The sequence below is a fragment of the Agromyces sp. P2_B3 genome (assembly GCF_056404815.1).
Genome location: NZ_JBFUDH010000009.1, coordinates 84,619 through 111,617 on the forward strand (window position 1 = coordinate 84,619; position 26,999 = coordinate 111,617).

The 26,999-nt window shown below is 71.9% G+C and carries 28 protein-coding genes and 1 tRNA gene; 10 read left to right on the plus strand and 19 right to left on the minus strand.

Annotated elements, in window-relative coordinates; genetic code table 11:
* Positions 1 to 9 precede the first annotated feature (9 nt).
* Positions 10 to 318 (minus strand): rhodanese-like domain-containing protein, encoded by a 309-nt coding sequence (locus tag AC1DZA_RS14140; RefSeq protein WP_476773214.1) that lies wholly within the window; start codon positions 316 to 318, stop codon positions 10 to 12.
* Positions 319 to 545: 227 nt separating this feature from the next.
* Here AC1DZA_RS14140 and AC1DZA_RS14145 point away from each other — a divergent pair, with 227 nt between their 5' ends.
* Positions 546 to 4,220, plus strand: coding sequence for an AAA family ATPase (locus AC1DZA_RS14145; protein ID WP_476773215.1), 3,675 nt, complete (start codon positions 546 to 548; stop codon positions 4,218 to 4,220).
* Positions 4,220 to 4,429, plus strand: a complete 210-nt coding sequence (locus AC1DZA_RS14150) for a hypothetical protein (protein WP_476762791.1) — start codon at positions 4,220 to 4,222, stop codon at positions 4,427 to 4,429. The genes AC1DZA_RS14145 and AC1DZA_RS14150 overlap by 1 nt, the downstream gene beginning before the upstream one ends.
* A 67-nt stretch (positions 4,430 to 4,496) precedes the next feature.
* On the opposite strand, the gene mscL is transcribed toward AC1DZA_RS14150, so the two are convergent.
* From mscL to AC1DZA_RS14165, 3 genes are read right to left on the minus strand one after another with little or no spacing between them, the layout of a single operon-like run.
* Positions 4,497 to 4,970 (minus strand): large conductance mechanosensitive channel protein MscL, encoded by a 474-nt coding sequence (gene mscL / locus AC1DZA_RS14155; protein ID WP_476773216.1) that lies wholly within the window; start codon positions 4,968 to 4,970, stop codon positions 4,497 to 4,499.
* 35 nt (positions 4,971 to 5,005) lie between these two features.
* Positions 5,006 to 5,404, minus strand: a complete 399-nt coding sequence (locus AC1DZA_RS14160; protein WP_476773217.1) for an FmdB family zinc ribbon protein — start codon at positions 5,402 to 5,404, stop codon at positions 5,006 to 5,008.
* Between the two features lie 28 nt (positions 5,405 to 5,432).
* Complete coding sequence (locus AC1DZA_RS14165; RefSeq protein WP_476773218.1) at positions 5,433 to 6,011, minus strand: 5-formyltetrahydrofolate cyclo-ligase; 579 nt, start codon at positions 6,009 to 6,011, stop codon at positions 5,433 to 5,435.
* A gap of 74 nt (positions 6,012 to 6,085) precedes the next feature.
* Between AC1DZA_RS14165 and galU the strand changes: the two genes are divergently transcribed.
* From galU to AC1DZA_RS14190, 5 genes are all read left to right on the plus strand, one after another.
* On the plus strand, positions 6,086 to 6,985 hold the full coding sequence (gene galU / locus AC1DZA_RS14170; RefSeq protein ID WP_476761140.1) for a UTP--glucose-1-phosphate uridylyltransferase GalU: 900 nt from the start codon (positions 6,086 to 6,088) through the stop codon (positions 6,983 to 6,985).
* A gap of 3 nt (positions 6,986 to 6,988) precedes the next feature.
* On the plus strand, positions 6,989 to 7,651 hold the full coding sequence (locus AC1DZA_RS14175) for a GNAT family N-acetyltransferase (RefSeq protein WP_476761141.1): 663 nt from the start codon (positions 6,989 to 6,991) through the stop codon (positions 7,649 to 7,651).
* Positions 7,652 to 7,703: 52 nt separating this feature from the next.
* The gene (locus AC1DZA_RS14180) at positions 7,704 to 8,765 is read left to right on the plus strand and encodes a hypothetical protein (RefSeq protein ID WP_476773219.1); all 1,062 of its coding nucleotides are present in this window, start codon (positions 7,704 to 7,706) and stop codon (positions 8,763 to 8,765) included.
* A gap of 58 nt (positions 8,766 to 8,823) precedes the next feature.
* A tRNA-Ala gene (locus AC1DZA_RS14185) sits at positions 8,824 to 8,896 on the plus strand.
* 117 nt (positions 8,897 to 9,013) lie between these two features.
* Positions 9,014 to 10,492 (plus strand): MFS transporter, encoded by a 1,479-nt coding sequence (locus AC1DZA_RS14190; protein ID WP_476773220.1) that lies wholly within the window; start codon positions 9,014 to 9,016, stop codon positions 10,490 to 10,492.
* 35 nt (positions 10,493 to 10,527) lie between these two features.
* On the opposite strand, the gene AC1DZA_RS14195 is transcribed toward AC1DZA_RS14190, so the two are convergent.
* The 4 genes from AC1DZA_RS14195 to AC1DZA_RS14210 form a co-directional block, all read right to left on the minus strand.
* Positions 10,528 to 11,223 (minus strand): DNA alkylation repair protein, encoded by a 696-nt coding sequence (locus AC1DZA_RS14195; RefSeq protein WP_476773221.1) that lies wholly within the window; start codon positions 11,221 to 11,223, stop codon positions 10,528 to 10,530.
* 34 nt (positions 11,224 to 11,257) lie between these two features.
* Positions 11,258 to 12,706, minus strand: a complete 1,449-nt coding sequence (locus AC1DZA_RS14200) for an MFS transporter (RefSeq protein ID WP_476773222.1) — start codon at positions 12,704 to 12,706, stop codon at positions 11,258 to 11,260.
* A 103-nt stretch (positions 12,707 to 12,809) separates the two neighbouring features.
* Positions 12,810 to 12,995, minus strand: coding sequence for a hypothetical protein (locus AC1DZA_RS14205; RefSeq protein ID WP_476773223.1), 186 nt, complete (start codon positions 12,993 to 12,995; stop codon positions 12,810 to 12,812).
* Positions 12,992 to 14,071: a M20/M25/M40 family metallo-hydrolase gene (locus AC1DZA_RS14210; protein WP_476773224.1), complete on the minus strand. Its 1,080-nt coding sequence runs from the start codon at positions 14,069 to 14,071 to the stop codon at positions 12,992 to 12,994. The genes AC1DZA_RS14205 and AC1DZA_RS14210 overlap by 4 nt, the downstream gene beginning before the upstream one ends.
* A gap of 71 nt (positions 14,072 to 14,142) precedes the next feature.
* On the opposite strand from AC1DZA_RS14210, the gene AC1DZA_RS14215 reads away from it, so the two are divergent.
* On the plus strand, positions 14,143 to 14,583 hold the full coding sequence (locus AC1DZA_RS14215) for a helix-turn-helix transcriptional regulator (RefSeq protein ID WP_476773225.1): 441 nt from the start codon (positions 14,143 to 14,145) through the stop codon (positions 14,581 to 14,583).
* Between the two features lie 10 nt (positions 14,584 to 14,593).
* Positions 14,594 to 14,998, plus strand: coding sequence for a VOC family protein (locus AC1DZA_RS14220; RefSeq protein ID WP_476773226.1), 405 nt, complete (start codon positions 14,594 to 14,596; stop codon positions 14,996 to 14,998).
* Between the two features lie 6 nt (positions 14,999 to 15,004).
* On the opposite strand, the gene AC1DZA_RS14225 is transcribed toward AC1DZA_RS14220, so the two are convergent.
* On the minus strand, positions 15,005 to 15,664 hold the full coding sequence (locus AC1DZA_RS14225) for an NADPH-dependent F420 reductase (protein WP_476761149.1): 660 nt from the start codon (positions 15,662 to 15,664) through the stop codon (positions 15,005 to 15,007).
* Positions 15,665 to 15,832: 168 nt separating this feature from the next.
* On the opposite strand from AC1DZA_RS14225, the gene AC1DZA_RS14230 reads away from it, so the two are divergent.
* Positions 15,833 to 16,954 carry an LLM class flavin-dependent oxidoreductase gene (locus tag AC1DZA_RS14230; protein ID WP_476773227.1) on the plus strand — a complete coding sequence of 374 codons (1,122 nt, stop codon included), beginning with the start codon at positions 15,833 to 15,835 and terminating at the stop codon, positions 16,952 to 16,954.
* Between the two features lie 11 nt (positions 16,955 to 16,965).
* Here AC1DZA_RS14230 and AC1DZA_RS14235 read toward each other — a convergent pair whose 3' ends face one another.
* The 10 genes from AC1DZA_RS14235 to AC1DZA_RS14280 all read right to left on the minus strand — a co-directional run.
* Positions 16,966 to 18,162, minus strand: coding sequence for a cation:proton antiporter (locus AC1DZA_RS14235; protein WP_476761151.1), 1,197 nt, complete (start codon positions 18,160 to 18,162; stop codon positions 16,966 to 16,968).
* Between the two features lie 10 nt (positions 18,163 to 18,172).
* Positions 18,173 to 18,667 (minus strand): cation:proton antiporter regulatory subunit, encoded by a 495-nt coding sequence (locus tag AC1DZA_RS14240; RefSeq protein ID WP_476761152.1) that lies wholly within the window; start codon positions 18,665 to 18,667, stop codon positions 18,173 to 18,175.
* A 46-nt stretch (positions 18,668 to 18,713) separates the two neighbouring features.
* On the minus strand, positions 18,714 to 19,592 hold the full coding sequence (locus tag AC1DZA_RS14245) for a metal-dependent hydrolase (protein WP_476773228.1): 879 nt from the start codon (positions 19,590 to 19,592) through the stop codon (positions 18,714 to 18,716).
* Between the two features lie 3 nt (positions 19,593 to 19,595).
* Positions 19,596 to 19,772 carry a hypothetical protein gene (locus tag AC1DZA_RS14250; protein ID WP_476773229.1) on the minus strand — a complete coding sequence of 59 codons (177 nt, stop codon included), beginning with the start codon at positions 19,770 to 19,772 and terminating at the stop codon, positions 19,596 to 19,598.
* A gap of 59 nt (positions 19,773 to 19,831) precedes the next feature.
* Entirely contained in the window at positions 19,832 to 20,995 is a 1,164-nt protein-coding gene (locus AC1DZA_RS14255) for an acyl-CoA dehydrogenase family protein (protein ID WP_476773230.1), read from the minus strand.
* Between the two features lie 9 nt (positions 20,996 to 21,004).
* Entirely contained in the window at positions 21,005 to 21,931 is a 927-nt protein-coding gene (locus AC1DZA_RS14260; RefSeq protein WP_476773231.1) for a DUF4349 domain-containing protein, read from the minus strand.
* A gap of 75 nt (positions 21,932 to 22,006) precedes the next feature.
* The gene (locus AC1DZA_RS14265; protein ID WP_476761156.1) at positions 22,007 to 22,840 is read right to left on the minus strand and encodes an aldo/keto reductase; all 834 of its coding nucleotides are present in this window, start codon (positions 22,838 to 22,840) and stop codon (positions 22,007 to 22,009) included.
* Positions 22,841 to 22,851: 11 nt separating this feature from the next.
* The gene (locus AC1DZA_RS14270; RefSeq protein WP_476773232.1) at positions 22,852 to 24,060 is read right to left on the minus strand and encodes an MFS transporter; all 1,209 of its coding nucleotides are present in this window, start codon (positions 24,058 to 24,060) and stop codon (positions 22,852 to 22,854) included.
* Between the two features lie 136 nt (positions 24,061 to 24,196).
* Positions 24,197 to 25,843 (minus strand): M20/M25/M40 family metallo-hydrolase, encoded by a 1,647-nt coding sequence (locus AC1DZA_RS14275; RefSeq protein WP_476773233.1) that lies wholly within the window; start codon positions 25,841 to 25,843, stop codon positions 24,197 to 24,199.
* 161 nt (positions 25,844 to 26,004) lie between these two features.
* Positions 26,005 to 26,999 (minus strand): DUF3418 domain-containing protein (locus AC1DZA_RS14280; RefSeq protein ID WP_476773234.1); only part of this gene is annotated, 995 nt, incomplete at its 5' end.

Consider the following 26,999-nt stretch of genomic DNA (forward strand, 5'->3'; position numbering starts at 1 on the left):
GCTCGGGGCTCAGTCGCCGTCGCCGACGGTGACCGGAAAGCCCGCCCGATACCAGCCGACGATCCCGCCCGTGACGTTGACCGCGTCGAAGCCCTCGGACTCGAGGTACTGCGTGGCCTGGGCGCTCCGCCCACCGACGTGGCACAGCACGTAGACCGTACGGTCTCGCGGCACTTCGGCCAGGCGCTCGACGAGTGAGCCGAGCGGGATGTGCTGGGCGCCGTCGATGCGGGCCTGGGCCACCTCGTCGGGTTCGCGCACGTCGAGGATGTGGGCGCCGTCGACGGCGTGCACCTCGGCGGGGGTGGTGGTCTGCATCGGGACTCCTTCGAGCGGCTGCGCGAGTGGTGATGGTTCGTCGGGGCATCCGGACACAGCAGCCTACCCGCGACCGTCGAAACGCCGCCGGAACCGGCGATGCTCCCTCGATTCCGTGCGAAGCCACGTATGGTGTCCGTGTGTGGCGGCTCGATCGGAACCATGACGAGGAGGACCTCCTCGGGTCCGAGCCGGACGGCGCCGCGGAGCAACTCACCCCGGATCCCATGCGACACGACACCACGAGCCCTGACGGAGTCAGCCTCGGCGACCCCGAACTCGTCGCCGGCAATGTGGCGGAGCCCGCGTGGCACCGCTGGCGCGGCGAGCTCGCGGAGGTCGGCGGCCGGTCGCCGCTCGTGCGCTTCGTCGACACGCCGCGCACCCGCATCGAGCTGTCCACGACGCATCCGGGCGGCCTGCCGCAGTTCATCACGGGCAAGTCGACCCTGCTCTCGAGCCTCATCCGCGACGAGCTCGCGCTGCGCAACGCGCGGCTCGCGGCCGCGGAGATCACCCAGAAGGGCATCGAGCTCCGGTCGGTGCGCGGCATCGAGTCGGTGCACCTGGCGATCGGGCTCGCGTCGTGGCGCAATGCCGGCGAGGAATACCTCGCGCCAGTCCTGCTCCGCCCCCTCGCCATCCGTCGCTACGGCCGCGACTTCGAGCTGAAGCTCAAGGGCCAGCCGTACCTCAACCCGGCCCTCGCCCGCGAGCTGCGCGAGCAGTTCCAGATCACGCTCGATGCCGACGCCTTCGTCGCCCTCGCGATCACCAACGGGGTCTTCAAGCCCCAGCCCGTGATCGACCGCCTGCGCGGTCTCACCTCGCACCTGCCCTGGTTCCACGTCGCGCCGCGACTCGTCGTGTCGGCCTTCGCGGAGGTCGGTCCGGCGATGGCCGATGACGTGCGACGGCTCGACCACCCCGTCATCGACGCCATCGCCGGCAACGCGGCCGCGCGCGCCTCGCTCGCCGAGCAGGGCGAGCGGGCCCGGCCGGTGCCGCAGGACCAGCGTCCGCCGTCGACCGACCACCTCCTCCTCGATGCGGATCCTGAGCAGGAGCAGGTCGTCGCCGAGATCGAGTCGGGGTCGTCGCTCGTCGTCAAGACGCTGCCGGGCACCGGCGGCACCCAGACGATCGTCAACGCGATCGGGGCACTCGTCGCCAAGGACAAGCGCGTCCTCGTGGTCGGCGCCCGCCGTGCGAGCCTCGACGGCATCGCGCATCGCCTGGGCCAGGTCGGCCTGGGCGGTGCCGCGGTCTCCACGGCGAGCCTCCGACGCGACCTCATCCAGGCGATCTCCCGCAACGAGAAGGCCGAGCAGCCGCGGGTCGCCGACGTCGACGACGCGCTCGTGCGGCTCCGCAAGGTGCTGCTCGACTACCGCACGGCCCTGACTCGCGACGACCCCGAGCTGCACGTGTCGGTGCTCGACGCGCTCGGCGAGCTCGCCAAGCTGGCGCAGCTGCGGGAGGCCCCGTCCACGACCGCCCGGCTCGACCACGCCTCGCTCGTGGCGCTCGCCACCGGTCGCGACCGTGTCGCGCACGACCTCGCCCGGGCCGCCGAGCTCGGCGAGTTCCGGTACGGTCCGGGCGACTCGCCCTGGTACGGCGCGTCGTTCACCTCCTCCGATGAGGCGACGCACGCCCACGACCTCGCGAAGCGGCTCGACGCCACGGAGCTGCCCCGGCTGCTCGAGCGCGGTCGCGCCCTGATCGCGCAGACCCGCCTGCGCCCCTTCGAGTCGGTCGCCGAGCTGGGGGTCTTCCTGCGCCTGCTCCTCGACGTGCGCGAGACGCTCGACCGGTTCCAGCCGTCCGTGTTCGACCGTCCCCTCGGCGAGCTCATCGCCGCCACGTCGGCCCGCCGCGATTCGCCCGGGATGTCGGGTCCCAACCGCCGGCGCCTCCGGCGCCTGGCCCTCGAGTACGTGCGCCCCGGGGTGCACGTCACCGACCTCAACGGCGCGCTCCGCGGCATCCAGCAGCAACGCACGCTGTGGCAGCGCTACTCGGAGGCGGGCGCCATCCCCAGCGTGCCGGTCGGCATCGACGACGTGCACGTCGCCTTCCGCACGGTCGCGACCGACCTCGCCGCGCTCGATGCGCCGCTCGGCGTGGTGGGCACCCCTCGGCAGCTCGCCGCGAGGCCCGTGCGCGAGCTGGTCTCCGATCTTCGCGGACTCGCCGCGGAGTCGGAGGTGCTCACGAACCTGCAGGAGCGCACGGCGGTGCTCTCGCGCCTGCGCGACCTCGGCCTCGACCCGCTGCTCCTCGACCTCGCCAAGCGCCACGTGCCCGAGCGCGCCGTCGCCGCCGAGCTCGAGCTCGCCTGGTGGCAGTCGGTGCTCGAATCGATGCTCGCCGGCGACAAGGCGCTCCTCGGCGCGAACACGACGGTGCTCGACCGCCTCGAGGGCGACTTCCGCCTCGTCGACGAGGCGCATGCGTCGGCAGCGGGTCCGCAGCTGGCCTGGCACCTCGCCGAGAACTGGAAGGTCGCGCTCGTCGATCATCCCGACGAGGCGCAGCGACTGAAGCGGATGCTCCGCGGCGACCGGGTGCGCCCCGCCGCGCTGCACGCCGAGACGCCGCACCTGTTCCGCACGCTCGCGCCGATCTGGCTCGCGTCGCCGTACGAGGTGGCCGAGATCGACGACGCGATCCCCTTCGACACCGTGGTGCTCGTGGACGCCGGCTCGACGACCATCGCGGAGAACCTCGGCGCGATCCGGCGCGCACGGCAGGTCGTCGCGTTCGGTGACCCGGTGACGCAGACCCCGACCGTGTTCGAGACCGGCATCGACGACTCGGAGCCCGGCTCGGCCGGCACCACCGAGCACGGCGTCGATGCGCTGCACGCGGATTCCGCGCTGGCCCGGCTCGGCGAGCTGCTGCCCACGCTCACCCTCACGCGCAGCTACCGCGCCGGCGGCGAGGACCTCGCCGAGCTGGTGAACCGCCGGTTCTACGCCGGACGCATCCAGTCCCTGCCCTGGGCGGGCAGCTTCCTCGGCCACGGCAGCCTCGGGCTGCACTACGTCCGCGGCAACGGGCTCCCCGACGCCGTCACGGGCACGGTCGAGAGCATCGACTCCGAGGTCGCGAAGGTCGTGGAGCTCGTGATGGACCACGCCGTGAAGCGGCCGCGCGAGTCGCTCATGGTCATCACCGCGAGCGCCCGGCACGCGGCACGGGTGCACCAGTCGGTGCTCGCGGCGTTCGCCAAGCGCACCGACCTGTCGGACTTCATCCTCAAGGACCGCGCCGAGCCGTTCACGGTGCTCACGCTCGAGCAGGCCGTGGCGCAGAGCCGGGATCGCGTCATCTTCTCCGTCGGCTACGGCCGCACCCCGCACGGCCGGCTGCTGTCGAACTTCGGCTCGCTCGGCGAGCCGGGCGGCGACCGGCTGCTCGCCGTCGCCATGACGCGCGCCCGGCGTTCGATGGACCTCGTCTCCGCGTTCCGGCCCGAGGACATCGACGAGGAGCGCCAGTCCCACGGCGTGCTCGCGCTCGCGAACATCCTCAGCCAGACCGAGGAGCGCGCCGCGGCCGACGTCGACGGCGAGGCCGGGGCGTCGATGCTGGCCGACCTGGCCGCACGGCTGGCGCGGCGCGGCATCCGGGTCAGCGTCGACCATCGCGGCCGGCTGCCGCTTGCGGCCGCCCACGCCGGCAAGGCGGTGGTGGTCGAGACCGACGAGGCGTTCGAGGGGCTCAGCCTGCGGGAGTCCCTCCGGCTTCGGCCCGACGTGCTGCGACGGCTCGGCTGGCACTACCTGCGGGTGCACAGCTTCGAGCTCTTCGGCAACCCCGAGGCGGTCGCCAACCGCGTCGCCACCGTCCTCGGCAAGCCCGAGGCGAACCCAGCGGATGCCGCGGCGAGCTGATGCCCGACGAGCCCAGGCAGCGCGTGGAGCGCGCCGGCGGGAAGTCCCGTCGCGCGCGGCTCACCCCGGCGCCCGGGTCCGACCCGTCGCCCGAGCAGCCGGCGACGACGGGGACGGAAGCGGGAACGGGCGAGTCGCCGCAGCCGAAGCGCGGTCGCCCCAGCGCCGACGACGAGCGGATCACGAGGGAGCGGCCGCCGCACTGGTGAGCGCCATGGCCTGATCCCGGACGCGGCCTCTGCGAGCCGGATCCGGTGGGAGCCGCGGTGATCGGGGCTACTCCGCGTGCTTGCCGGGGGTGGCCGCGGCGACGGGCTCCATGCCCTGCGCGGGCGCGACGCGGTCGCGCTCGGCCAGCAGGTCGCGGATCTCGGAGAGCAGGGTCACCTCGGTCTCGGGCTCGTCGGCGTCGGGGGTTCCGGCCTGGCGCTTCGCGGCCGTGCGGTCCTTCAGGTGGTTCATCGGCATCACGAAGACGAAGTACACGACGGCCGCGACGATGGCGAACGTCAGGATCGATCCGAGCACCGCGCCGAACTTCACGTCCGCCGTGCCGCCGTCGAGGGTCGGGATCGACCAGACCAGCGCCGTGTCGAGGCTGTCGGCGCGGAAGATCGCGCCGATCAGCGGGTTGATGAGGTTGTTCACGATCGAGTTCACGACGGCGGTGAACGCCGCGCCGATGACGACCGCGACGGCCAGCTCGATCACGTTCCCGCGGAGGATGAACTCCTTGAACCCCTTGAGCACGCCGCCTCCTCGATCTGCGCCCCGCGCGGGCACGCCTAGGCCACGCTAGCCGACGAGCCCGACCCGGTCGAGTTCGCGCCGCCCGAGGATCCCGACGAACCGGTCGAGCCCGACGACCCTGACGAGCCTGCCGACGATCCGCCCGTGCCCGAGCCGGATGAACCGGAGCCGGACGATCCGGAGCCGGACGATCCGGACGACCCGCTGCCGGACCCCGAGGAGCCCGACGCGGCATCCGACTTGCCCTTCGCGCCATCGGCCCGGGAATCGGTGCGGTAGAACCCCGAGCCGTTGAACGTCACGCCGATGGTGTTGAAGAGCTTGCGGAGGCGACCCCCGCACACCTCGCACACCGTGAGGGCGTCGTCGGTGAAGGCCTGGTGGATGTCGAAGGCGTTGTCGCACTCGGTGCAGCGGTAGGAATACGTGGGCATGTGACTCTTCCGGATCGTGGTGCGCCGGTCAGAACGCGATGATGCGCGTGGGCGTCACGATGCCGTTCACGGCCTGGTCGTGCACCTCGCGCGGCACCCGCTCGACGAACTCGCTGTCGAAGACGACGGCGTACACCGGGGGACATTTTCCCATCGAACCGAGGGTCTTGTCGAAATAGCCGCGGCCCCAGCCGAGTCGCATGCCCGTGACGTCGACCGCGGCGGCCGGCACGAGGATGAGGTCGACGTCGTTGATCGCCATCGGGCCGAGCAGCTCGCCGACCGCCTCGGGCACGCCGTGCAGGCCCTGCGTCTCGACCTCCTCCTCGCCGACCGTCCAGTCGAGCAGCCCGTCCTCGCGGGTGATCGGAAACAGCACCCGGATGCCGCGGGCCTCAGCCCAGTTCACGAACGGCCGCGTGTCGGGCTCGGTCGGCATCGAGAGGTAGCACGACAGGGACTCGGCGTCGGTCGACCCGACGAGCTCCTGGAGGCGCGCGGTGAAGCCCTCCGTGGCGAGCTCGCGCTCGTGGGCCGGCATGTTCTGGCGGCGCTCCCGGAGCTCGGCGCGCAGCACGCGCTTCTGGACGTCCGGATCGTCGGGCATGGCAGACATCCTAGGACGACGGCGACTCCGCGTCGGCCCTGCGCCGTGTCGCGACATCCGGTTACGCTGTCGGCATGACTCAACGGATCACGAAGGCCGTCATCCCCGCCGCGGGCCTCGGCACGCGATTCCTCCCGGCGACGAAGGCGATGCCCAAGGAGATGCTCCCGGTCGTCGACAAGCCCGCGATCCAGTACGTCGTCGAGGAGGCCGTCGCGGCCGGGCTCGACGACGTGCTCATGATCATCGGTCGCAACAAGAACGCGCTCGCCAACCACTTCGACCGCGTCGCGGAGCTCGAGCACACCCTCGAGGAGAAGGGGGACGGAGCGAAGCTCTCGACGGTGCAGGAGTCGAGCGACCTCGCCGACGTGCACTTCGTGCGCCAGGGCGACCCCAAGGGCCTCGGCCACGCCGTGCTGCGCGCACGCAAGCACGTCGGCGACGAGTCGTTCGCGGTGCTCCTCGGCGACGACCTCATCGACGCGCGCGATCCGCTGCTCACCCGCATGCTCGACGAGCACGACAAGCGCGGTGCGACCATCGTCGCGCTCCTCGAGGTCGACCCCGACTCGATCCACCTCTACGGCGCGGCCGCCGTGGAGCCCACCGACGACCCCGACGTCGTCCGGGTCACCGGGCTCGTCGAGAAGCCCGCGAAGGACGTCGCGCCGTCGAACTACGCCGTGATCGGACGCTACGTGCTGAAGCCCGAGGTGTTCGACGTGCTCGAGCACACCGAGCCGGGCAAGGGCGGCGAGATCCAGCTCACCGACGCGCTCATGGAGATGGCGGCCGACGTCGAGGGCACCGGCGGCGTGTACGGCGTGGTGTTCCGCGGGCGCCGCTACGACACGGGCGACAAGCTCGACTACATCAAGGCGGTCGTGCAGCTCGCCGCCGACCGCGACGACCTCGGTCCCGAGCTGAAGCCCTGGCTGGTCGACTACGTCGCCGGCTTCGGCCGGAGCTGATCCATGGCGACGGCCGCGATCCCCACGCTGCGTGACGCGGACGTCACCCTGCGGCCGATCCGCGCGCGCGACGCGAAGGCGCTCGAGCGCGTGCTGCTCGACAATCGCGGCTGGCTCCGGCAGTGGGAGGCCACGTACCCGGGCGGCGGGTCGTTCATCGACACGCGGGCCAGCATCCGGAACCTCCTGGCCCACGCCCGCACCGGCCACGCGCTGCCGTTCGTCATCGAGCTCGACGGTGAACTGGTGGGGCAGTTGAACGTGTCGTCCATCACGTTCGGGTCGCTGTCGTCGGCGACCATCGGCTACTGGGTGTCGCAGTCGGTCGCGGGCCGGGGCATCACGCCCACCGCCGTCGCGCTCGCGACCGACCACTGCTTCTCGGTGCTGCGCCTGCACCGCATGGAGATCTGCATCCGGCCCGAGAACCAGCCGTCGCTGCGCGTGGTCGAGAAGCTCGGGTTCCGCTACGAGGGATTGCGGCGGCGGTTCATCCACATCAACGGCGAGTGGCGGGACCACTTCTCGTTCGCCCTGGTGGCCGAGGAGGTGCCGCGCGGAGTCCTCCGCCGCTGGCGCGACGGACAGGTGCCGGCGGATGCCGCGCGCATCCCGGCGGAAGACCGAGCCGCCGCCGCGTACCCGCTCCACGTCGCCGATCGCTGAACACGCCCGCGACCAGCCGAGCCATTCGTCCACCGTGACCTAGCGTGGTCGCATGGACGTGATCGGCGGTGGCGTGCTCGTGGCGGCGGCCGCCGCGCTCTGGATCGCGTACCTGCTGCCGAGCTGGCTCCGCCGCCGGCAGTACCTCGACACCGAGCGCAACGCCGTGCGCCTGCAGCAGACGCTCCGCATCCTCGCCGAGACGAGCGAGACCCCCGAGGAGGTGCGCGTCGAGGCGACCGCCCGCGAGGTCGCCGTCCAGCAGCGCATCCTGCACGAGCACGAGGAGACCGCCCGGCTCGAGGCCGAGGCTGCCGAGCTCCTCGCGATCGCCGAACGCCTCGCGGCCGAGGAAGCCGCCGCCACCGCTCGGGAGCTCGCGGCTGCGGCGCAGGCGACGGTCACCGAGCCGATCACGGTCGTGACCCCGCCCGCTGCGACCTCGTCCACCGTGACGGATCGGCCGTCGGGCGCGACGCCGGCACCGGTGACGGCGACGGATGCCGCACGCCGACGACGCGCGCTTCGCCGGCGCCGCGGACTCAGCTCGCTCTTCCTCCTCGTCTCGCTGCTCACCGTCGTCGTCGGCCTCGTCGCCACGGCCTTCGGCGCCACGTTCCTCATCGCGGGCGTCGGAGCGGGAGGCGTGATCGTCGCGCTCGGCCTGCTCGCCCGCCTGGCGCGCGTGCGCGTGCCGTCCGTCCTCGCCGCAGCCCCGGTGGCGGCGCCCGAGTCCGTGCCGTTCGAGCCCATCGAGCTCGCCGAGCCCGAGGCGGAGGACCACGGCTGGGTGCCGCGGCCGCTGCCCAAGCCGCTGCACCTCTCACGCGGCACGATCGCGGCGATGGCGATGGCCTCGGTCGAGGCGGCGGCCGAGCTCAAGCGCGCCGAGCTGGACGCCGAGGTCGCCCGCCGGGTCGAGCGACTGGAGCCGGCCGTGCCGTCGATCGCCCCCGCGGCCGTGGCATCCGCCGAGCCGGCCGAGCCCGCGGCATCCGCTCGCGAACGGCTCGAACCCGCCAGCCCCTACGCCCGCATGGGCATCATCGACGACGCGGCGCCCGGCTTCGACGACCTCGACGCCGTGCTGCGACGACGCCGGCAGGCCGGCTGACCGGCACCCGTGGGTGGTCCGAACCATCCCGCGAGAAATGATAGAGTCGTTCTCGCTCGGGCCCATGGCGCAGTTGGTAGCGCGTCTCGTTCGCAATGAGAAGGTCGGGGGTTCGAATCCCCCTGGGTCCACTTCGACGGCCGGCATCCACTCGGATGCCGGCCGTTCTCCGTTCTGCGACATCCGTTCACGTCCGCTCACGGTCGTCCGCGACCGTCCCCGACCGACCCGGGCGTAGGGTGGACGGGATGTCGCAGCCCACGCCCACGCAGTCGATCCCACTGACGGACGCGAAGCGCTGGCGTGCGTACTGGGTGTGCGTCGCCGTCGCCGGGCTGACGATCCTCGACCTCACGAAGGTCAACGTGGCGTTGCCGTCGATCGAGTCGGCGTTCGGCGCGACCTCCACCGAGCTGCAGCTCATCGTGTCGGGCTACGTGCTCGCGTTCGGGCTGACGCTCGTGCCGGCGGGCCGCATCGGCGACCAGCGCTCGCGCCGTGCGCTCTTCGTGATCGGGCTCAGCCTCTTTACGGTCACGAGCCTGGCCTGCGCGCTCGCGCCGACCGGCGAGTTCCTGCTGGTGGCGCGGCTGTTGCAGGGCGTCGCGGCCGGCATCCAGATGCCGCAGGTGCTCGGCCTGATCCAGCAGCTGTTCCAGGGCGCCGAGCGCGGCAAGGCGTTCGGCCTGTTCGGCGCGACGATCGGCATCGCGACGGCGTTCGGCCCGACGCTCGGCGGGCTCGCGATCGCGATCGGCGGCCCGGAGGACGGCTGGCGCGGCATCTTCTGGATGAACGTGCCCCTCTCGCTCGCCGCCATCGCGCTGGCGCTCTGGCTCCTCCCCGACACGAGGACCAAGTCGTCGAGGCCGCTCGAGCTCGATCCGGTCGGCCTCCTGCTCTTCGCCGTCACGATCGTCTCGCTGATGTGGCCGTTCCTCTTCACCACCGGATCGCCCGACGACAACCCCGCCCGGTGGTGGCTGCTCGTCGTGTTCGTGATCGCCGCGAGCGGCTTCGTCGCGTGGGAACGGCACTACGCGGCATCCGGACGCCACCCGCTCGTGCCGCTCTCGCTGTTCGGGGTGAGCTCGTATCGCAACGGCACGGTGCTCGCCTCGGCGTACTTCGCGGCGGCGCCGTCGATGTTCCTGCTGACGACGCTCTACCTCCAGCACGGGCTGGGCCTGGCACCGGTGTTCGCGGGCATGGTGAGCATCGGGTTCGCCCTCATGAGCGCCGTGTCGTCGTGGATCGGCGGGAACCTCGTGAACCGCCTGGGCCGTCCGCTCGTCGTCGTCGGCCTCGCGACGGTGCTCGCCGGCATCGGACTGCTCGTGCTCGCCGCCCTCCTGACCTCGCCCGAGATCACGCCGTGGGCGATGGCCGGCGCCATGGTGGTCGCGGGCTTCGGCGGAGGCCTCGTGATCTCACCGAACCAGACCCTCGCGCTGGCCGACATCCCCGTCAAGCAGGGCGGCCTCGCCGGCTCGGTCGGCCAGCTCGGGCAGCGCATCGGCACGGCCGTGGGCACGGCGGTCACGCTGTCGCTCTTCTACGCGACCATCTACCGCGAGACGGGCACCGCCGACTCGGGCGATCTCAGTGTGTACCACGACGCCTACACCCTCGGCATGCTCGCCGTGGCGATGTTCATCGCCGTCGCGTTCGCGGTGGGCCTCCTCGACCTCGGCGCCCGGCGACGGCAGAAGCGCTCGCTCGCCTGAACCGCACGAGGTCGGGCGGATGCCGCGACCGCCGCTCACCGGATGGCGAGGATGCGCGCGCGTTCGTCCTTCGGGACGTGCTCGATCGCGGCGCGGAGCGCCACCCGCGGCATGGTCGCCGCCCTCGGCTCGATGAACGCGATGAGGCGGGCTGGATCATGATCGCCTGCCGTTCGAAGCACCCAGCCGAGCGCCTTCTGCACGAGCGGCTCCGGGTCCGCGGCGAGCGTCTCGGCGAGGAGGTAGGCGTCGTCGAGCTCGCCGCGCTTCAGGAACGCGAACGTCGCCACGAGCGAGGTGCGGCGCTCGGGCCAGAATCCGGATGCCGCGAGGCGGGCCAGCGGCGAGCGGTCGCGGTCGAGCAGGTACCCTCCGACGACGTCTCGTGCGGCGAGATCCACGAGGTCCCACTGGTCGATGCGGTCGTGCCGCCGAAGGTACAGCTCGTAGAGGTCGGTCCGTCGCCCGTCGGTGGTCTTCCCGGCCGCCGCCGACTTGCCCATGATGCTGCAGGCGAGTGCCCGCACCTCGTGGGTCGGCCGCTCGAGCAGCGTCTGGAGCTCGGGGATCGGAAGGTCGAGTGCGGTCTTCGCGAGGTCGAACACCGCCCCCATCCGCACCCCGATGAACGGCGCGTCGGGGTCGGGCGGGAAGTACCGCGTGTACTTCTCGCGCTCGGCCACGGTGGCGAGCCCCTCGAGCGTCGCGACCAGCTCCGCGGCATCCGTCATCGACTGCTCCCTCGCTCGCGTGGCGCACTGCCTGTCAGCGTACGACCGTGGCGCCCTCCACGGCGGGTGCATCCGAGAACGCCAGCTTCGGCACGAATGCCAGCAGCACGGCCGCCACGGCCGCGGTGACGCCGCAGACCAGCCAGACGGTGACGTAGCCCGCGAAGGATCCCGCGGTGCCGGTGGCGGCCTCGCCGGCGGCACCGAGCAGCGCGATGCCGAAGACGCACGACGCGATCGCCCCGCCGACCGTCTTGACCGAGTTGGTGAGCCCGGTCGCGACGCCGGTCTGGTGCGCCGGGGCGGCCGCCGCGGCGGCGGCGGGCAGCGCGGCGACGAGCGCGCCGGAGCCGACGCCGGCGATGACCATGTTCGCGAGCACCTGCCCGTATCCCTCGTGGAACGGCAGGAACAACAGGTAGCCGATCGACACTAGCGCGCTGGCGCCGATGAGCGCGACACGTGGGGTGATCCACCGGGTCGCGAGCGGGAACAGCATGGCGCCGACGACGAGCGAGAGCACGTACGAACCGACGAGCAGGGACGTCTGGAAGCTCGTGGCGCCGAGCCCGTACCCGACCTCGGCGACGTCCGTGCGCGCGAACGTCGACAGCGGCGCCTGCGCCCCGAGGACGCTCACGCCGAAGAGGCCGGCCGTGAGGAAGACGGGCCAGAGCGAGGGGGAGCGGAACATCCGGACGTCGATGAGCGGGTCGTCATGGCGGAGCTCGTACCGCGCGAACGGGATCACGAGCAGCGCGCCGAGCAGCACCAGCGCCCAGCTCAGCAGGTCGGCGGGGCCGTTGAGGCGCATGAAGCTGAGGCCGCCGGTGAGCGCCAGGAGCGCGAGGGAGATCAGCACCAGGCCGCCCGTGTCGAAACGGCCGCCGGCGAGCCCGGGCGACTCCTTCACGCCGAACACGACGACCACGAGGCACAGCACGACGGCGACGGCGGGGATGAGCAGCAGCACCTGCATCGGCAGCACGTCGGCCAGGGCGCCGGCCGCCAGCGCCCCGGCGATCGCCCCGAACTCGAGGGCGGCGACGAGCAGGCCCGCCGCCTTGCGCGTCATCGCGGCGGGGCGTTCGGCCGACCGGCTGCGCGACCAGATCAGCGCGATCTCGAGCGGCAGCCACACGACGTAGAACCCCTGCAGTGCCCATGCCGCGAGGAACACCCAGAACTGGTCGGTGAACGCGAGCGCCGTGGACGCGACCGCGGTGATGGCCGTCGACCACACCAGCATGCGCTTGTGGCCGATCATGTCGCCGAGCTTCGCGAACGCGGGCACGACGAGGGCCGAGAGCATGAGCTGGGTGCCCTCGAGCCAGTTCACGTCGGCGTCGTGGATGCCGAGGTGGCGGGCGATGTCGGTCAGCAGCGGCGTGTAGTAGCCCTGCAGGATGCCGCTCGTGAACTCCACGAACGCGAGGAAGCCGACGATGGCGGCGACCGGTCCGAGTCTGGCAGCACGCGTCATCGGGGCTCCTTCGGGTGGGGGTGGATTCACCCTAGTGGGTCGAGCGTTCCGGTCGGCACCGGCTCGGGCGGTCCCGTTCGTTCACTCGGGCCGACCCGTTCGGTCACTCGGGGAGCGAGGAGATGAGCGCCCGGTGGAACCGCTCGCCGCGTTCGAGGCTGTCGATCGTGACCCACTCGTCGACCCCGTGGATCGACGCCCGCTGCGCCGCCGTCATCTGCAGCGGCGCGAAGCGGTAGACCCCCGGCGAGAACCGGTGGAACCAGCGCGAATCGGTCGCCGCCATCATGAGGTAGCGGGAGACGGATCGCTGCCCGCCACGACCTCCACCGTCACGGCGCGGTCACGGATGACCCGTCGTACGCGCGCGACCGCGGAGCCGACCGTCTCGCCGACCGCGATGCGAAGGTTGAGGGTCGCGCTCGCGCTCGCGGGGAGCACGTTGTCGGCGGTGCCGCCCGACAGCATGGTGGCCGCCACGGTCGTGCGCACGAGGGCGGAGGGCTCGCCGCCGACGCGGGCGAACACGCGCGCGGTGAGCCAGGGCACGGCGGTGAGCGCCCGGAGCAGCATCCGCGCGGCGCCGGTCGTGTGCGGGACGAACGTGGCGAGCATGGTGCGCATCGACCGCGGCATCCGCTTCGGGAACGGATTCGGCGTGAGCCGGTGCACGGCGCGGGCGATGCGCGCGGTCGGCGTCGTCGCGGGTGGCGCCGACGCATGGCCGCCCTCCCCTCGTGCGCCGAGGCGCAGGGTCAGGACGCCCTTCTCGCCCACGCCCACCATCGCAGCCGGCACCTTCACGAAGGGCAGCGGCGCGTCGACCACCGCCCCACCCTCGTCGAGCACCAGCCAGGGTGTGAGTCCGCGGTCGCGGAACAGGTCGGCGATGGCCCGGGCGGCCTCCCCATTGCTCTCCTCGTCGCCGCCGAACGAGAGGTACACGTCGCGGGCCGGCGTGAACCCGTCGGCGAGCAGGTTCTCCACCGCCTCGAGCAGCACGAGCAGCGGTCCCTTGTCGTCGAGCGTGCCCCGCCCGTGCACCGACCCGTCGCCGACGCGCCCCTCGAACGGCGGGAACGTCCAGCCGTCCGCCTCCACGGCCGGGACGACGTCGTAGTGGGCCATGAGCACCACCGGGTCGCCGTCACCTCGTCCCTGCCAGCGGAACAGCAGTCCGAGCGGGGTCACCTGCTCGAATGCGAGGTTCGCGTGTACGAGGGGATAGAGCTCGGCGAGCAACTCCCGGAAGCGCTCGAAGTCGGAGGGCCCCCGCTGCGCCAGCTCAGCCGACACCGTCGGCAGCTGCACCATCCGGGCGAGGCGCTCCGGCGCGCCGGGGCGCACGGTCGCGGGTTCGGGCATTGCTCCACCCTAGGAGACGGCCCCCATGGGCACCGCTGACAACCGCGGCGCCGAATGCTAGCGTCGGGAACATGACCCCGCAGGAGCTCGAGACCCTGGTGTACCTGCGCCGGGCGCGGGACCTCATCGACCGCGACTACGCGAAGCCGCTCGACGTGCCGACCATGGCCGAGAAGGCGCTCATGTCACCGGCGCACTTCTCACGGCAGTTCCGCGCGGCGTATGGCGAGACGCCCTACAGCTACCTCATGACCCGCAGGATCGAGCGCGCCATGGCGCTGCTGCGCGCCGGCGTGAGCGTCACCGACGCCTGCATGGCGGTCGGCTGTACCTCGCTCGGGTCGTTCAGTTCGCGGTTCTCCGAGATCGTCGGCGAGTCGCCGTCGGCGTACCGCAGCCGGGAGCACGACGCCGTCAACGCGATGCCGGCCTGCGTCGCCAAGGCGCACACCCGCCCGGTGCGGAACGCATCGAGCAGGATCGGAGAAGCCGGCGGCGTGAGCGCGGCCTAGAGTCGCCTCCATGACCATCGCACTCCAGTACACCAACATCACCGTGAACGACGTCGACGAGGCCATCGCCTTCTACGGCGACGCACTCGGCCTGCAGGTGGTGAACGACGTGGCCTCGGGGAAGCATCGCTGGGTCACACTCGGCAGCGATGCCCAGCCCGGCCTCGGCATCGTGCTCTCCGAGCCGCACGCAGGCCGTTCGAAGGCCGACGGCGACGCGATGCAGGAGCTGCTCGCCAAGGGCGTCCTGCCGATGCTCGTCTTCAGCTCCGACGATATCGACGCCACGTTCGAGACGGTGCGGGCCTCGGGGGCCGAGGTGCTCCAGGAGCCCATCGACCAGCCGTGGGGCCCCCGGGACTGTGCTTTCCGCGACCCGTCGGGCAACACCGTCCGCATCTCGCAGGCCGCCTGAGGCAGTTCAGGCGGCGAGGTGGGCCGCCGGCGAGAGCAGCGCCGCGAGTTCCGAGGCCGACAGCTCACGGCCGAACGCCGGATGGCCGGGCTCGAGTGCCCGCCCGTTGGCGAGCGGTCCGCCGTCGACCGCGTCGAACCCGATGTCGTCGATGAGTCGGGCGATCACGGCGCGGGCGTCGGCGTCGTCGCCGACCACGGCGAGGGCTCGGCGCAGCGGGGACCCCGCGTCCATCGCGTCGTCCTCCATCTCGTGGTAGCCGACGTGGTTCAGCGACTTCACGACCCGGGCGAGCGGGTTGCGGGAGGCGTTGATCTCGCTCGTCGACCGCTCGTCGTCGTCGATGGCGGAGATGTGCCCGTCGACCGGCGGCCAGTAGTTCATGGCGTCGACGACGATGCGCCCGCCGAAGTCCTCCCAGGGCACGGAGCCGGCCTTGCCGAACGGCACGGCCACGATGATGACGTCCGCGCCCTCGACGAGCGCAGCGGGGGTGACGACTCGTGCGCCGGGCGCGACGACCGAGACGAGCAGGTCGAGCGCGGTCTGTCGGGGCGAGCCGGCGATGAGGACGTCGTACCCGGATGCCACGAGCAGCCGGGCGAGCGCAGTGCCCACCTTGCCCGCACCGAAGATGCCGATGACCGGCCGATCCGTCACGTCCACGCCTCCATTCTCGCCGACGCGCCCGATGCATGCGTCGACATCATCCGCCAACGCCGCTGCTCCCTTCGGCATTCCCGCGCGCTCGCCGGGTTCTGGGGAATACGCTCGGCGTGACGCGAGTTGGCGTGGAAGATGCGTACGCATGCAGACGCGGAGATGAGGCAGGACATGGCCCAGCGCTACGAATTCGGACTCGACACCTTCGGTGACGTGACGGCGGGGCCCGACGGCACCCCGCTGCCGCACGCGCAGGTGCTGCGCAACGTCGTCGAGGAGGCGGTGCTCGCGGATCGACTGGGCCTCGACTTCTTCGGCATCGGCGAGCATCATCGGCACGAGTTCGCCGTCTCCGCGCCCGAGGTCGTGCTCGGGGCGATCGCTGGGCGCACCGAGCGGATCCACCTCGGCTCGGCCGTGACCGTGCTGAGCTCCGACGACCCCGTGCGCGTCTTCCAGCGCTTCGCCACGCTCGACGGGCTGTCGGGCGGCCGCGCGGAGGTCATCCTCGGCCGCGGCTCGTTCATCGAGTCGTTCCCGCTGTTCGGCTTCGACCTCGAGCAGTACCAGGAGCTCTTCGAGGAGAAGCTCAACCTCTTCTCGGCGCTGCTGCCGCAGGAGCCCGTCACGTGGAGCGGCGAGCTCCGGCCCCCGCTCACCGACCAGCTCGTCTACCCGCCCGTGGAGCACGGGCGCCTGAAGACCTGGGTCGGCGTCGGCGGCAGCCCCGAGTCCGTGGTGCGTGCGGCCCACTACGGCCTGCCCCTCGTGCTGGCGATCATCGGCGGCAGCCCGGCGCGCTTCGCTCCGCTCGCCGACCTCTACCGCCGCGCGCTCGCCCAGTTCGGGCACCCCGAGCAGCCGGTCGCGATCCACTCGCCCGGATTCATCGCCGACAGCGACGCCGAGGCCCTCGACGTGCTGTGGCCGCACTACAAGGTCATCATCGACCGCATCGGCAAGGAGCGCGGCTGGGGCCCGGTCACGCGTGAGCACTTCGAGGGCGAGGCCGGACCGAACGGCGCCCTCTACGCGGGCTCGCCCGAGACCGTCGCGCAGAAGATCGCCGGGGCCATGCGCACGGTCGGCGCGGTGCGCTTCGACCTGAAGTACTCGAACGGCACCCTGCCGCACGAGGCGATGATGGGCAGTATCGAACGGTATGCCACGCTCGTCGTGCCCCGGGTCCGAGAACTCCTCGAGGCAGCGGATGCCGCGGACGCCGAGCTCGATCTCCTCGCCGCCGCCGACCGCGCGGATGCCGCGGCCGCGGCCGAGCATCCGGCCGACTGAGTCGCCCGGCGTCAGGCCGAGCCGGTCGCCGCGGTGGTCCGGGCGGCGCGGCGGCGCACGGCGGCCCTGAACCACGCGGCATCCGGAAGCCGGGCGAGGAACGTGCCGGCGATGATGGTGATCAGCACGTAGGCGGTGGCCAGCGGGGCGATCGCGGGCGCGACGCCGGCGGCCACGGCGATGCCCGCGATGACGATCGAGAACTCTCCGCGCGGGGCGAGTGACAGGCCGGCGCGCCATTGGCCGAGGGTGCCCACCCCGGCCTGCCGGGCCGCGTAGGCGCCCGTGATGAGCTTGGTGAAGATGGTGACGACCGCGAGCGCGGCCGCGGGAAGCAGCATCGGGACGAGTCCCGACGAGTCGCTCGTCAGCCCGAAGAACACGAAGAACGTCGCGGCGAAGAGGTCGCGCAGCGGGGTGAGCACCTGGCTCGCGTTCGCGGCGACCCGTCCCGAGAGCGCGATGCCGACGAGGAACGCGCCGACGGCGGCGGAGACGCCCACCTGCGCGGCGAGCCCGGCCACGAGCATGGTGAGTCCGAGCACGCCGAGCAGAAGGGGCTCGTACTCGTCGGCCGGGAACAGCCGCGACACGATGTGCCCATGCCGGAGCGCGACGTAGAGGATGAGCGCCACGACGCCGACCGCGATCGCGACCGAGATCGCGCCCTGCAGGAGGCTCACCCCGATGACGATCGCCGACAGGACTGGCAGGTAGAAGGCCATCGCGAGATCCTCGATCACGAGCACGGCGAGGATCGCGGGCGTCTCACGGTTCGAGAGCCGGCCGAGGTCGCGCAGGAGCTTGGCGATGACGCCCGACGACGAGACCCACGTGACACCGGCGAGCGCCACCGCGGCGACGGGTCCCCACCCGAGCAGCAGCGCGAGGGCCGCGCCGGGAATGGCGTTCAGGATGCCGTCGAGGATGCCGGGCAGCCGCGCCGACTTCAGGCTCGTGAAGAGCTCGGTCGCCGTGTACTCGAGGCCGAGCAGGGCGAGGAGCAGGATGATCCCGATCTCGGAACCGGTCTGCAGGAACTCCGCGCTCGCGTCGAGCGGGATCACCCCGCCCTCGCCGAACGCGAGGCCGAGCAGCAGGTAGAACGGGATCGGCGAGATGCCGATGAGGAGGGCGAGACGCCCGAGCAGGCTCATGCCGAGAAGCAGCGCGCCGACTTCGATGAGGAGCAGCGTGGTCTCGTGCATGCAGGCCGCCTCAGCCGGGGCCGTTGGAGAGGAGCCTGGCTACTCCGTCGAGTCCTTCACGAGTCCCGACGCCAACGATGACGTCGCCCGCGCGCAGCCGCTCTGCCGGCGTGGGGGAGGGGATGATCGCCCCGTCGCGAACGATGGCCACGATCGACGCGTGGGTGCGCGTGCGTGCCTTCGTGTCGCCGAGCGTGCGATTCAGGTAGGGCGAGTCCGTCGGAAGTGCGATCTGCTCGGTGTACAGGCCCGCGGTCTCGTCGCTGAGGCTCTGCAGCCGGCTGAGCATGACGGATGCTCCGAGCACGTCGGCCAGGGCCGCCGCCTCGTCGTCGTTCAACGGGATGGAGTCGCGGCAGGCGTCGGGGTCGTCGACGTCGAAGACGCCCAGGTCGCGCTCACCGTCCCGGTGCGAGACCACGCTGATCCGCCGGCCGCCCTCGGTGACGAGGTCGTGGCGAACGCCGATCCCGGGAAGGTCGACCTTCTCGATATGAATACCCACGAGCGCTATCGTAACCCCGCCGCACGGTGTCGTCGGCACCGGCCCGTCAGTGTCGGAGCCGGGCCTCGTTCGTCATCTCGAGCACGGGGGTCCCGCCATCGTCGACCAGCGAGAACGAGGGCACGATCGCCGACAGCTCGGCGAGGGAGGTGAGGTGCGTGCCGCCGCACGCGATGCGCGCGGTGCCGTCGGGCAGTTCGCACACCCAGGTGCGTCGGTCGGTGAGCCCGTCGCCTGCGGCGTCCACCCGAACGGCCCCGCCGGTCGCGAGCCAGGCGTCGAGCTGCTCGGCGACCTCGCGTTGCAGTGCATCGAGATCTCCGGTGAGCGACGCCGCGTCGAACCCGGCGCGACGCAGCGACTTGTTGAGCCGGTAGCGGTCCACCGATCCGTTCGGCACGATGCGCGACGAGGAGATCGCCGCGGCGTCGAAGTCGGGACTGCCGAGGGCATCCTCGCGGGTCGGCTTCGACCAGCGGAAGGCGAGTGCCCGGTTCAGCGCGAGCGAGGCGAGGTGGCAGGCCGTGTGGCCGGTCGACAGGGCGCGCCGCGTCGCGGCATCCGCCTCGATGGTCACCTCGTCGCCCTCAGCGATGGCCGCGTCGGCGTCGACGAGGTGCGCGACGAGGAAGACCCAGCCGTCGGTGCCGGTGCGCACGGGGATCTCGGAGCCGAGGTGCAGCGCCTCGCCGTCGGTGGCGGTGACGACTGCATCGCGCACGACGACGTCACCCGCTGCGCACCGGATGACGCCGGCGTCGGCGGGCTGGTCGGGCCATGCGGCGTCGACGGGATGGAAGCTCGTGGACTCGGTGAAGACCGCCAGCAGGCCATCATTCACGGGTGCGACGTGGACGACTCGCGTGACCGCCTCGAGGGCACCGCCCGGGTACGTGACGCGGGTGGCGCGACGGGGGAGGGTCACCCGTCAGACGCCGTCGGCGCGACCGAGGATGTTGACCGGGATCGCCACGGCGAGGGCCACGCAGAGGATGCCGCCGAAGAACGTGACCGCCTGGAAGGCCGGCACCTCGAACGCGAAGCCCATGAGCCACATGCCGAGGATGAAGAATCCCATCGCGATGAGGAAGGCGACGACGTTCACAGGGACCTCCAGCTGCTCGGCGCGGCATCGACACCGCGCCGCCAGTCTAGCGTCGAACGCTAGCCCTCGACGGGACCGAGCCAGGCGTTGGCCACCGTGCTGTGCGCCGACTCGTCGTCGGACGGATGGAAGATGCCGGCGAGCACGTCGCGGTACAGCCGCCCGAGCTCCGACCCGGAGAAGTACGACGAGCCGCCCGACACGCGCACGGCCTGGTCGACGACGTGCTTCGCCGTCTCTGTCGCGCGCACCTTCACGCCGACCAGCTTGGCGAACCAGCGTGAGCCGTGGTCGACGAGTCCATCGAGGTCTCTGGCGACGGCGAGCAGCTGCGGCTCGATCGCGTCCTGGGCGATCGCCGCGTCGGCGACCCGCCAGCGGATGTCGGGGTCCTGCGCGAGCGGCGCGCCGTCGCGCCGCATCGAGGTGCGCCGGTGGGCGGCCGCCACCGCGAGGTCGAGCGCGCGGGCGCCGATCCCGGAGTACACCGCGGCGAGGAGCAGCTCGAAGCTCGCGAAGATGCCGAAGATGAGGGGGTCGGCGTTCGGGCCGGGGTCGAGGCGTCGCACGATGCGGTCGGGCGCCGCGAACGCGCCGTCGAGCACCGTCGTGCGGCTCTGCGACGCACGCATGCCCAGGGTGTCCCAGTCGTCGAGGATCCGGATGTCGGGATCCTCCCGATCGATGAACCCGTAGACGATCTTCGGTGCATCGGCCGACGACGTGTCGAGGCCCATCGTGCCGAGCCTCGTCCACGCCGGAGAGAGCGAGGTGAAGATCTTGCGCCCGCTGAAGCGGTAGCCGCCGCCCGGCTGCGGTTCGGCCGCGGTGCGCGACCCGAACAGCATGAGGTCGTTGCCGGCCTCGCTGATGCCGAACCCGAACACCTCGCCGGCACCGGCCTCGCGCAGCAGGAAGTCGAGCGTGTCGTCGCCCCGGTCGCGGAGGATTTTCGCGACGCCGGTCCACACGAGGTGCATGTTCACGGCGAGCGCGGTGGCAGGCGCCGCGCCGGCCAGGCGCCCCTGCGCGCGCACGGCGTCCTCGAAGCTCCAGCCGAGCCCGCCGTACTCCTCGGGCACGAGGGCCGTGAGGTACCCGGCTTCGCGGAGGTCGACGAGGTCCGCGTCGAAGAACGCGTTGTCGCGGTCGTATCCGGCGGCGCGCTCGCGCACCCGTTCGAGGAGTTCGTCGTCGAGGACGGAGTCTGGCGTCGCGCTCACGACGCCAGACTACGCCTCGGGGGAGTCGTGGCGCGGGGCGGCCGCCGCGTCATCGGCCGGCCGCCGGCGGGGGGTGGTCAGCACGACGATGAGGATGACGACGGCGCCCGTGACGAGCGCGGCGAGCAGCCACGGCAGGGCCACGCCGATCGCCACCCCGAGCCACGCGGCGAAGCCGACGAGGGCGTTCCAGCCGACCACGATGCCGCTCCAGAAATCGTCGGGCTGGGGGTCGGGCGCGGCCGCCGCGGTCACGAGCTCGAGGCCGATCGTGGCGTAGTCAATCTGGTCGACGAGCGAGTCCCGCTGCTGGGTGAGGCTGTCCAGCTCCGCCTGCCGGGTTGTCAGCTCCGACTCGATGGCGATGAGGTCGGTCACCGTCGTGGCGGTGGCGAGCAGCTGCGTGAGGCGGTCGACCGACACGGTGAGGGCCTCGATGCGGGCGTCGAGGTCCTGGCGCTGCTGCGTGACATCCGACGCGTTCATGGACACCGAGTTGACGGTGCCGAGCGTCCGCAGCTCGTCGACCACGTCGTCAACCTGGTCGGACGGCACTCGCAGCGTGAGCGATGCGCTGGGCGGCTGCGCGTCGGTGCCGGGGCTCTCGGAGCGGTTGTCGACGCGGCCGCCGGCGTCCTTGGCGATGGTCGCGGCATCCTCCGCGGCGGCGATGGGGTCGTCGACGGTGATCGAGGCCCAGCCGGTGGTGATGACGCTGCGGTCGGCCGAATCGGCGTCGGCGGCCGACGCGGGCGACTTCGCCGACTCCGCCGACTGATCTGCTGACTGGTCCTGCACCTCGCCCGGCTGGGGTGCGACGGGACCGGCGGGGGCCTCGACCATCGGCGCGGTGGAGTCGTTCGCGCCCATCGAGCATCCGGAGAGGAGCAGTGCGGTGATCGCGGCGGCCGCCGCCGCGGGTGCGAGTCGTCTCATGGGCTCACTGTATTGCCGGGCAGGAATGCGATGTCTGGACCCGTGCTGGGAGTCGGGTCACGATCGGATTGCGGCTCAGTCGAGGTCGGGGTCGCGTCCGGTGCGCTCGCCGGTCGCGAGCGTGGCCAGCGCCGCGAGGTCCTCGTCGTCGAGCGCGAAGTCGAAGACGTCGAGGTTCTCGCGCAGCCGCGCTGCCGACGACGCCTTCGGGATGACGACATTGCCGAGCTCGACGTGCCAGCGCAGCACGATCTGCGCCGGCGTGCGCCCGTGCTTGTCGGCGAGGTCGTCGAGCAGCGGCGTGCCGAGCACCCGGCCGCGTGCGAGGGGCGACCACGCCTCGGTGCGGATGCCGCGTGCCGCATCGAACTCGCGCACCGCCGCCTGGGGCAGCCACGGATGCAGCTCCACCTGGTTCACGACGGGCGCGACCCCGGTCTCGGCGACGAGGCGCTCGATGTGGTGGGGATGGAAGTTCGCCACGCCGATGGATCCGACGCGGCCCTCCTCCTGCAGCCGGATCAGCGCTCGCCACGTGTCGACATAGCGGTCGGTCGACGGCACCGGCCAGTGGATGAGGTAAAGGTCGAGCGAGTCGAGGCCGAGCCGGTCCATGCTCGCGTCGAAGGCGCGCAGCGTGGTGTCGAAGCCGTTGTCGTCCTTCCAGACCTTGGTGGTGACGAAGAGCTCCTCCCGCGCCACGGGCGCCCCGCGCACCGCGCGCCCCACCTCCGCCTCGTTCGCGTAGAACGCGGCCGTGTCGAGGTGCCGGTACCCGAGGTCGATCGCGGTACGGCTGAGCGCCTCCGCATCGCCGGCCGGCACCTTGTACAGTCCCAGGCCGAGCTGCGGGATCATGGCGCCGTCGTCGAGCGACAGCGTCGGGGCGGGGGCGACGGGCTGGGGCATCCGGATTCCTCTCAACTGGGTTGCAGCGGCACCGGTTCGGTGTCGGGGATCGGGCTGGCATCGCGGCCACGCAGGTCCGGATGCCACGGGCGGCCGATGACGGCGGCGACGACGCCGAGGAACGCCAACCCGGATGCGGCCCAGAACGCGCCCTGCGCCCCGGACCCGTCGATCAGGAACCCGGCGAGCGCCGAGCCGAGCGCCGCGCCGATGAGCTGGCCGGTGCCGACCCAGCCGTAGGCCTCTGCGGTGTCGCTGAACTTCACGCTCGCCGACACGATGGCGAACAGCACGGCGAGTGCGGGGGCGATGCCGATGCCCGCGATGAAGAGCGTGATCGCGAGCCACCAGAAGTCCATGGCGAACGCCGCGAGCGCGACGCCGACGAACACGATGAAGAGGCGGCGGGCCGTGGCCCACGGCCCGATGGGGACGTGCCCGAGGAAGAGCCCGCCGGCGAGCGAGCCGACGGAGAAGACGGCGAGCACGATGCCGGCCTCGGCGCCGTCGTGGCCGAACGCGGCGACGACCCCCGCCTCGACCGCGGCGCACGCGCCGATGAGCAGGAAGCCGACGATGGTGGCCAGCATGACGGCCGGTCGGGCCAGCACCGCGCCGAAGCGACGCTTGGAGCGGGGAATCCGCACGCGACCGAGCTCGGGCGACGAGATGAACCAGACGCCGCCGATGACCATCATGGCGGCGGCGAGCAGGATGGCCCAGACGGTGCCGACCTGCGTCGCCACGAACGTCGTCACGACCGGGCCCACGACCCAGATGATCTCCTGCGCCGAGGCGTCGAGGGAGAACAGCGGCGTGAGCTGGCGCGAGTTCACCATCTTCGGGTAGATCGTGCGCACGGCGGGCTGCACGGGCGGGGTGGAGAGCCCGGCGACGAGGCCGACCGCCATGTACGCGGGCACCGACATGGGCACGACGCCGATCGTTACGATCGCGGTGACGCAGACGGCCAGCGTGGTGATGAGCACCGGTCGCATGCCGAAGCGGCCCATGAGGCGGCTCGTGAGCGGCCCGGCGACGGCCTGGCCGATCGAGGTCGCGGCGAGCACGAGGCCCGCCGCGCCATAGGAGCCAGTCTGCCGTTCGACATGAAGGAGGAACGCGAGCGACAGCATTCCCGACGGGAATCGTGCGGTCAGCTGGGCGGCGATGATCCGAGCGACGCCCGGGGTTCTGAGGAGATCGGAGTAGCTGCCCACGGTCCGTCCACTCTATCGAGGCGGATGCCGCGACAGCAGGTGGCACGCGTCGGCGGCCGGACGCGGGGAGCCCCGCCCGCGACGCGGGCGTCGGCCCTCCCCTCGGCCGTGCCGGAAGGAGGGCCGACGTGTCCGTTCAGCGTCGGAAGTGCGAACCGAGACGGTCTCCGACGTGCTGCCCGGCGACGGGGGAGGCCTTGGCCGTGCCGTTCACCGCACTCGTCGACATGGCGTACGTGAGGATCGCGTGCGCCGCGGCATCCGCCATCTGCTCGAGGGCCAGCGTGTTCACGTTGCTGATCACGCCCTCGTACTCGAGTGCGCCGTCGTACGCGTCATTCAGCGCCTCGTAGAGGCCGGCGTCCGCGCCGTCACCGATCGGGTCCATGCTGTCGCAGGCCTGGTGGTAGCACGGGTCGAACGAGACCGGTTCGCCCTCGTACGTGGCGAGGCCGCCGTAGAGCGCGACCTGGTCCTCGGACTTCGCGTCCTCGGCTCCGGTGAACAGGCCTCCTGCCGGGATGCCGGCGCTGATGAACGCGTCGTAGTCCGAGCGTCCGTCGAAGGCCGTCGGTTCCGTGGCGAGGCCCTGCGAGGCGAAGTAGTCCTCGAAGACCCCCTCGATGCCGGCGCTTCCGTTCGGGCCGGAGGTGCCGAAGGCGTCGCCGTTCCCGTCGTAGATGAACCGGCCGAAGTTGGGCGAGCCGATCATGTCGAAGTTGAGGTAGAGGCTGATGTCCTTCGCCTGGCGCTTCGTGAGGGAGTCGACGTAGTACTGCGACCCGACGAGGCCCGCCTCCTCGGCGCCCCACCATGCGAAGCGCACGGTGTTGCGGGGCTCGATGCCGAGGTTCGCCATCTGGAGCGCGATCTCGAGCAGCGTCGCCGAGCCGGTGCCGTTGTCCTCGATGCCCGGGCCTTCGGCCACGGAGTCGAGGTGGGCGCCGGCCATGACGACGCGGTCGTCGCGTCCGGTCGGCGTCTCCGCGATGAGGTTCGAGGTGGGCACGTCGAGCTCGATGAGCGTGTCGGTCTGCAGGTGGACGACCACCTGGCCGGCTTCGGCCAGTCCGGCGAGCTCCTCGCCGATCGCGAACGAGGTGCCGACGACCGGGATCGGGTCGGCGAACTCCGCCCCGAGGGTGGCGGCGAGCGTCTCGGTGCGGCCCTCCTGGCCCTCGTTGAAGATGATGACGCCCACGGCGCCCGCGTCGAATGCGTTGTCGGCCTTCACCGAGAAGTCGCACGTGCCGCGCTGCACGAGGGCGATGTTCCCTTCGACGAAGTCCGCGAAGTCCTCGGGCTCGCACGCGCTCGTCGAGGAGCCGGCCTCCGGCCCGGGCGGGAGGACGAGGTCGACCGCCTGGAGCGGCGCGGTCACGTCGCCGCTGCCCGAGTAGTCGGCCGTGATGAAGTCGACGTTCGGCTCGTACACCGTTGGGTTCGGCGACACCTGGTCGAACTCCGGGTCCGACAGCTCACGGAACGAGTTGAACAGGAAGTCCTGGACGGTCACCTCATAGCCCGCGGCCTCGAGCAGGCCGGCGACGTAGTCGATCGAGGCGTCGAATCCGGGCGTACCGCTCGCGCGGGTGCCGTCGTTCGCGTCGGCGATCGCCTGGAGCTCGGCGAGGTGGTCCATGATGGCGTCGGCGGTCACGGCGGCTCGCAGCCCGCTCGTGTCAGTGGGCACGGCCGCGATGGCTGGTGCGGTGCTGGTGGCGAGCGCGATGACCGCCGTGGCAGCCACCACCCCGACTCCGATGGTGTGCGTTCTCTTCACGATGTTCTCCCTGCGTCGCTGCAGAACCGGGGGATGCGCCATTCGCGAGATTCGGATCGGGTGATTCGGGTGGATCGCAGGGGCGCCACCGGCCGCGACCACCTTGCGCCCGCGATGGGGCGCGGTCAACCCCTTGCGTGCGCGAGTGCGCCCGCTCGTCGTCAGCCGGCGAGCGCCTTGGCGATGCGCTGCGGCGAGACGGTCTCGGCGGTGCGGAGCTCCTGCGCGAACAGGCCGACCCGCAACTCCTCGAGCATCCAGCGCACGCGCACGAGGTGCGCGGGCGACTCGGGGTCGATGGGGATCCGTCCGCCGGCCGTCTCGAATGCGGCGATCGATGCCTCCAGCTGGTTCATCGCCTGCCGGTCCCGGCCGGGATTCTCCTGCAGCTTGCGAACCCGGAGGAGGATGCCCTCGAGGTAGCGGGGCAGGTGCCGCAGTCGCTCGAGACCGGTCGCCGAGACGAATCCCGTCGGCACGAGCGCGGCGAGCTGGCTCCGCATGTCGCCGAGCGCGGCCATGAGCTGCATGCTCGAGGCGCCCGAGATGGCCCGGTCGGCTTCCCGCGCGAGGCGCAGGATGCGCGCGACGAGCCCGACCGTCTCGAACATCCGGTCGACGACGCTCGCCGCGACGGCGTCGCGCACGGCCTCGAACTCGGCGCGCGTCCAGAGCAGCCCGTCGGGATGACGTGTGCGCAGCTCGGCCTCGACGCAGGCCGCCAGGCAGTCGTCGAGCAGCGCCCGCGGTCCCGAGTAGGCGCTGGCTGCGAGCGCGAGCTTCTCCTCGTTCGACAGGTGCTCCTGCACGTAGGCGACCGGCGTGGGCGTGGCCAGCACGAGCAGCCGACGGATGCCGCGGCGCGACAGCCGGTCGCGCTCCTCCGCCGTGGCGACGAGCCGCAGGGCGACCGAGGTCTTCTCGTCGACGAGCGCAGGGTAGGCGCGGATCACGTTGCCCGCCTGGCGGGTGTCGACATGGGCGGGCAGTTCGTCCCAGTCCCAGGAGGTGATACCGGCGCGCTCTGCGACGGCGGGCCCGGGTGCCGAGGGCGCCCCAGCGACGGATGCCGCACCGCGCTCGCCGCCGGCCGGGGCGCCGGTGCCCGCGGTGCCTGCGGTGCCCGCGGTCCCCGCCCTCCCGCGCCCCGCCGCGC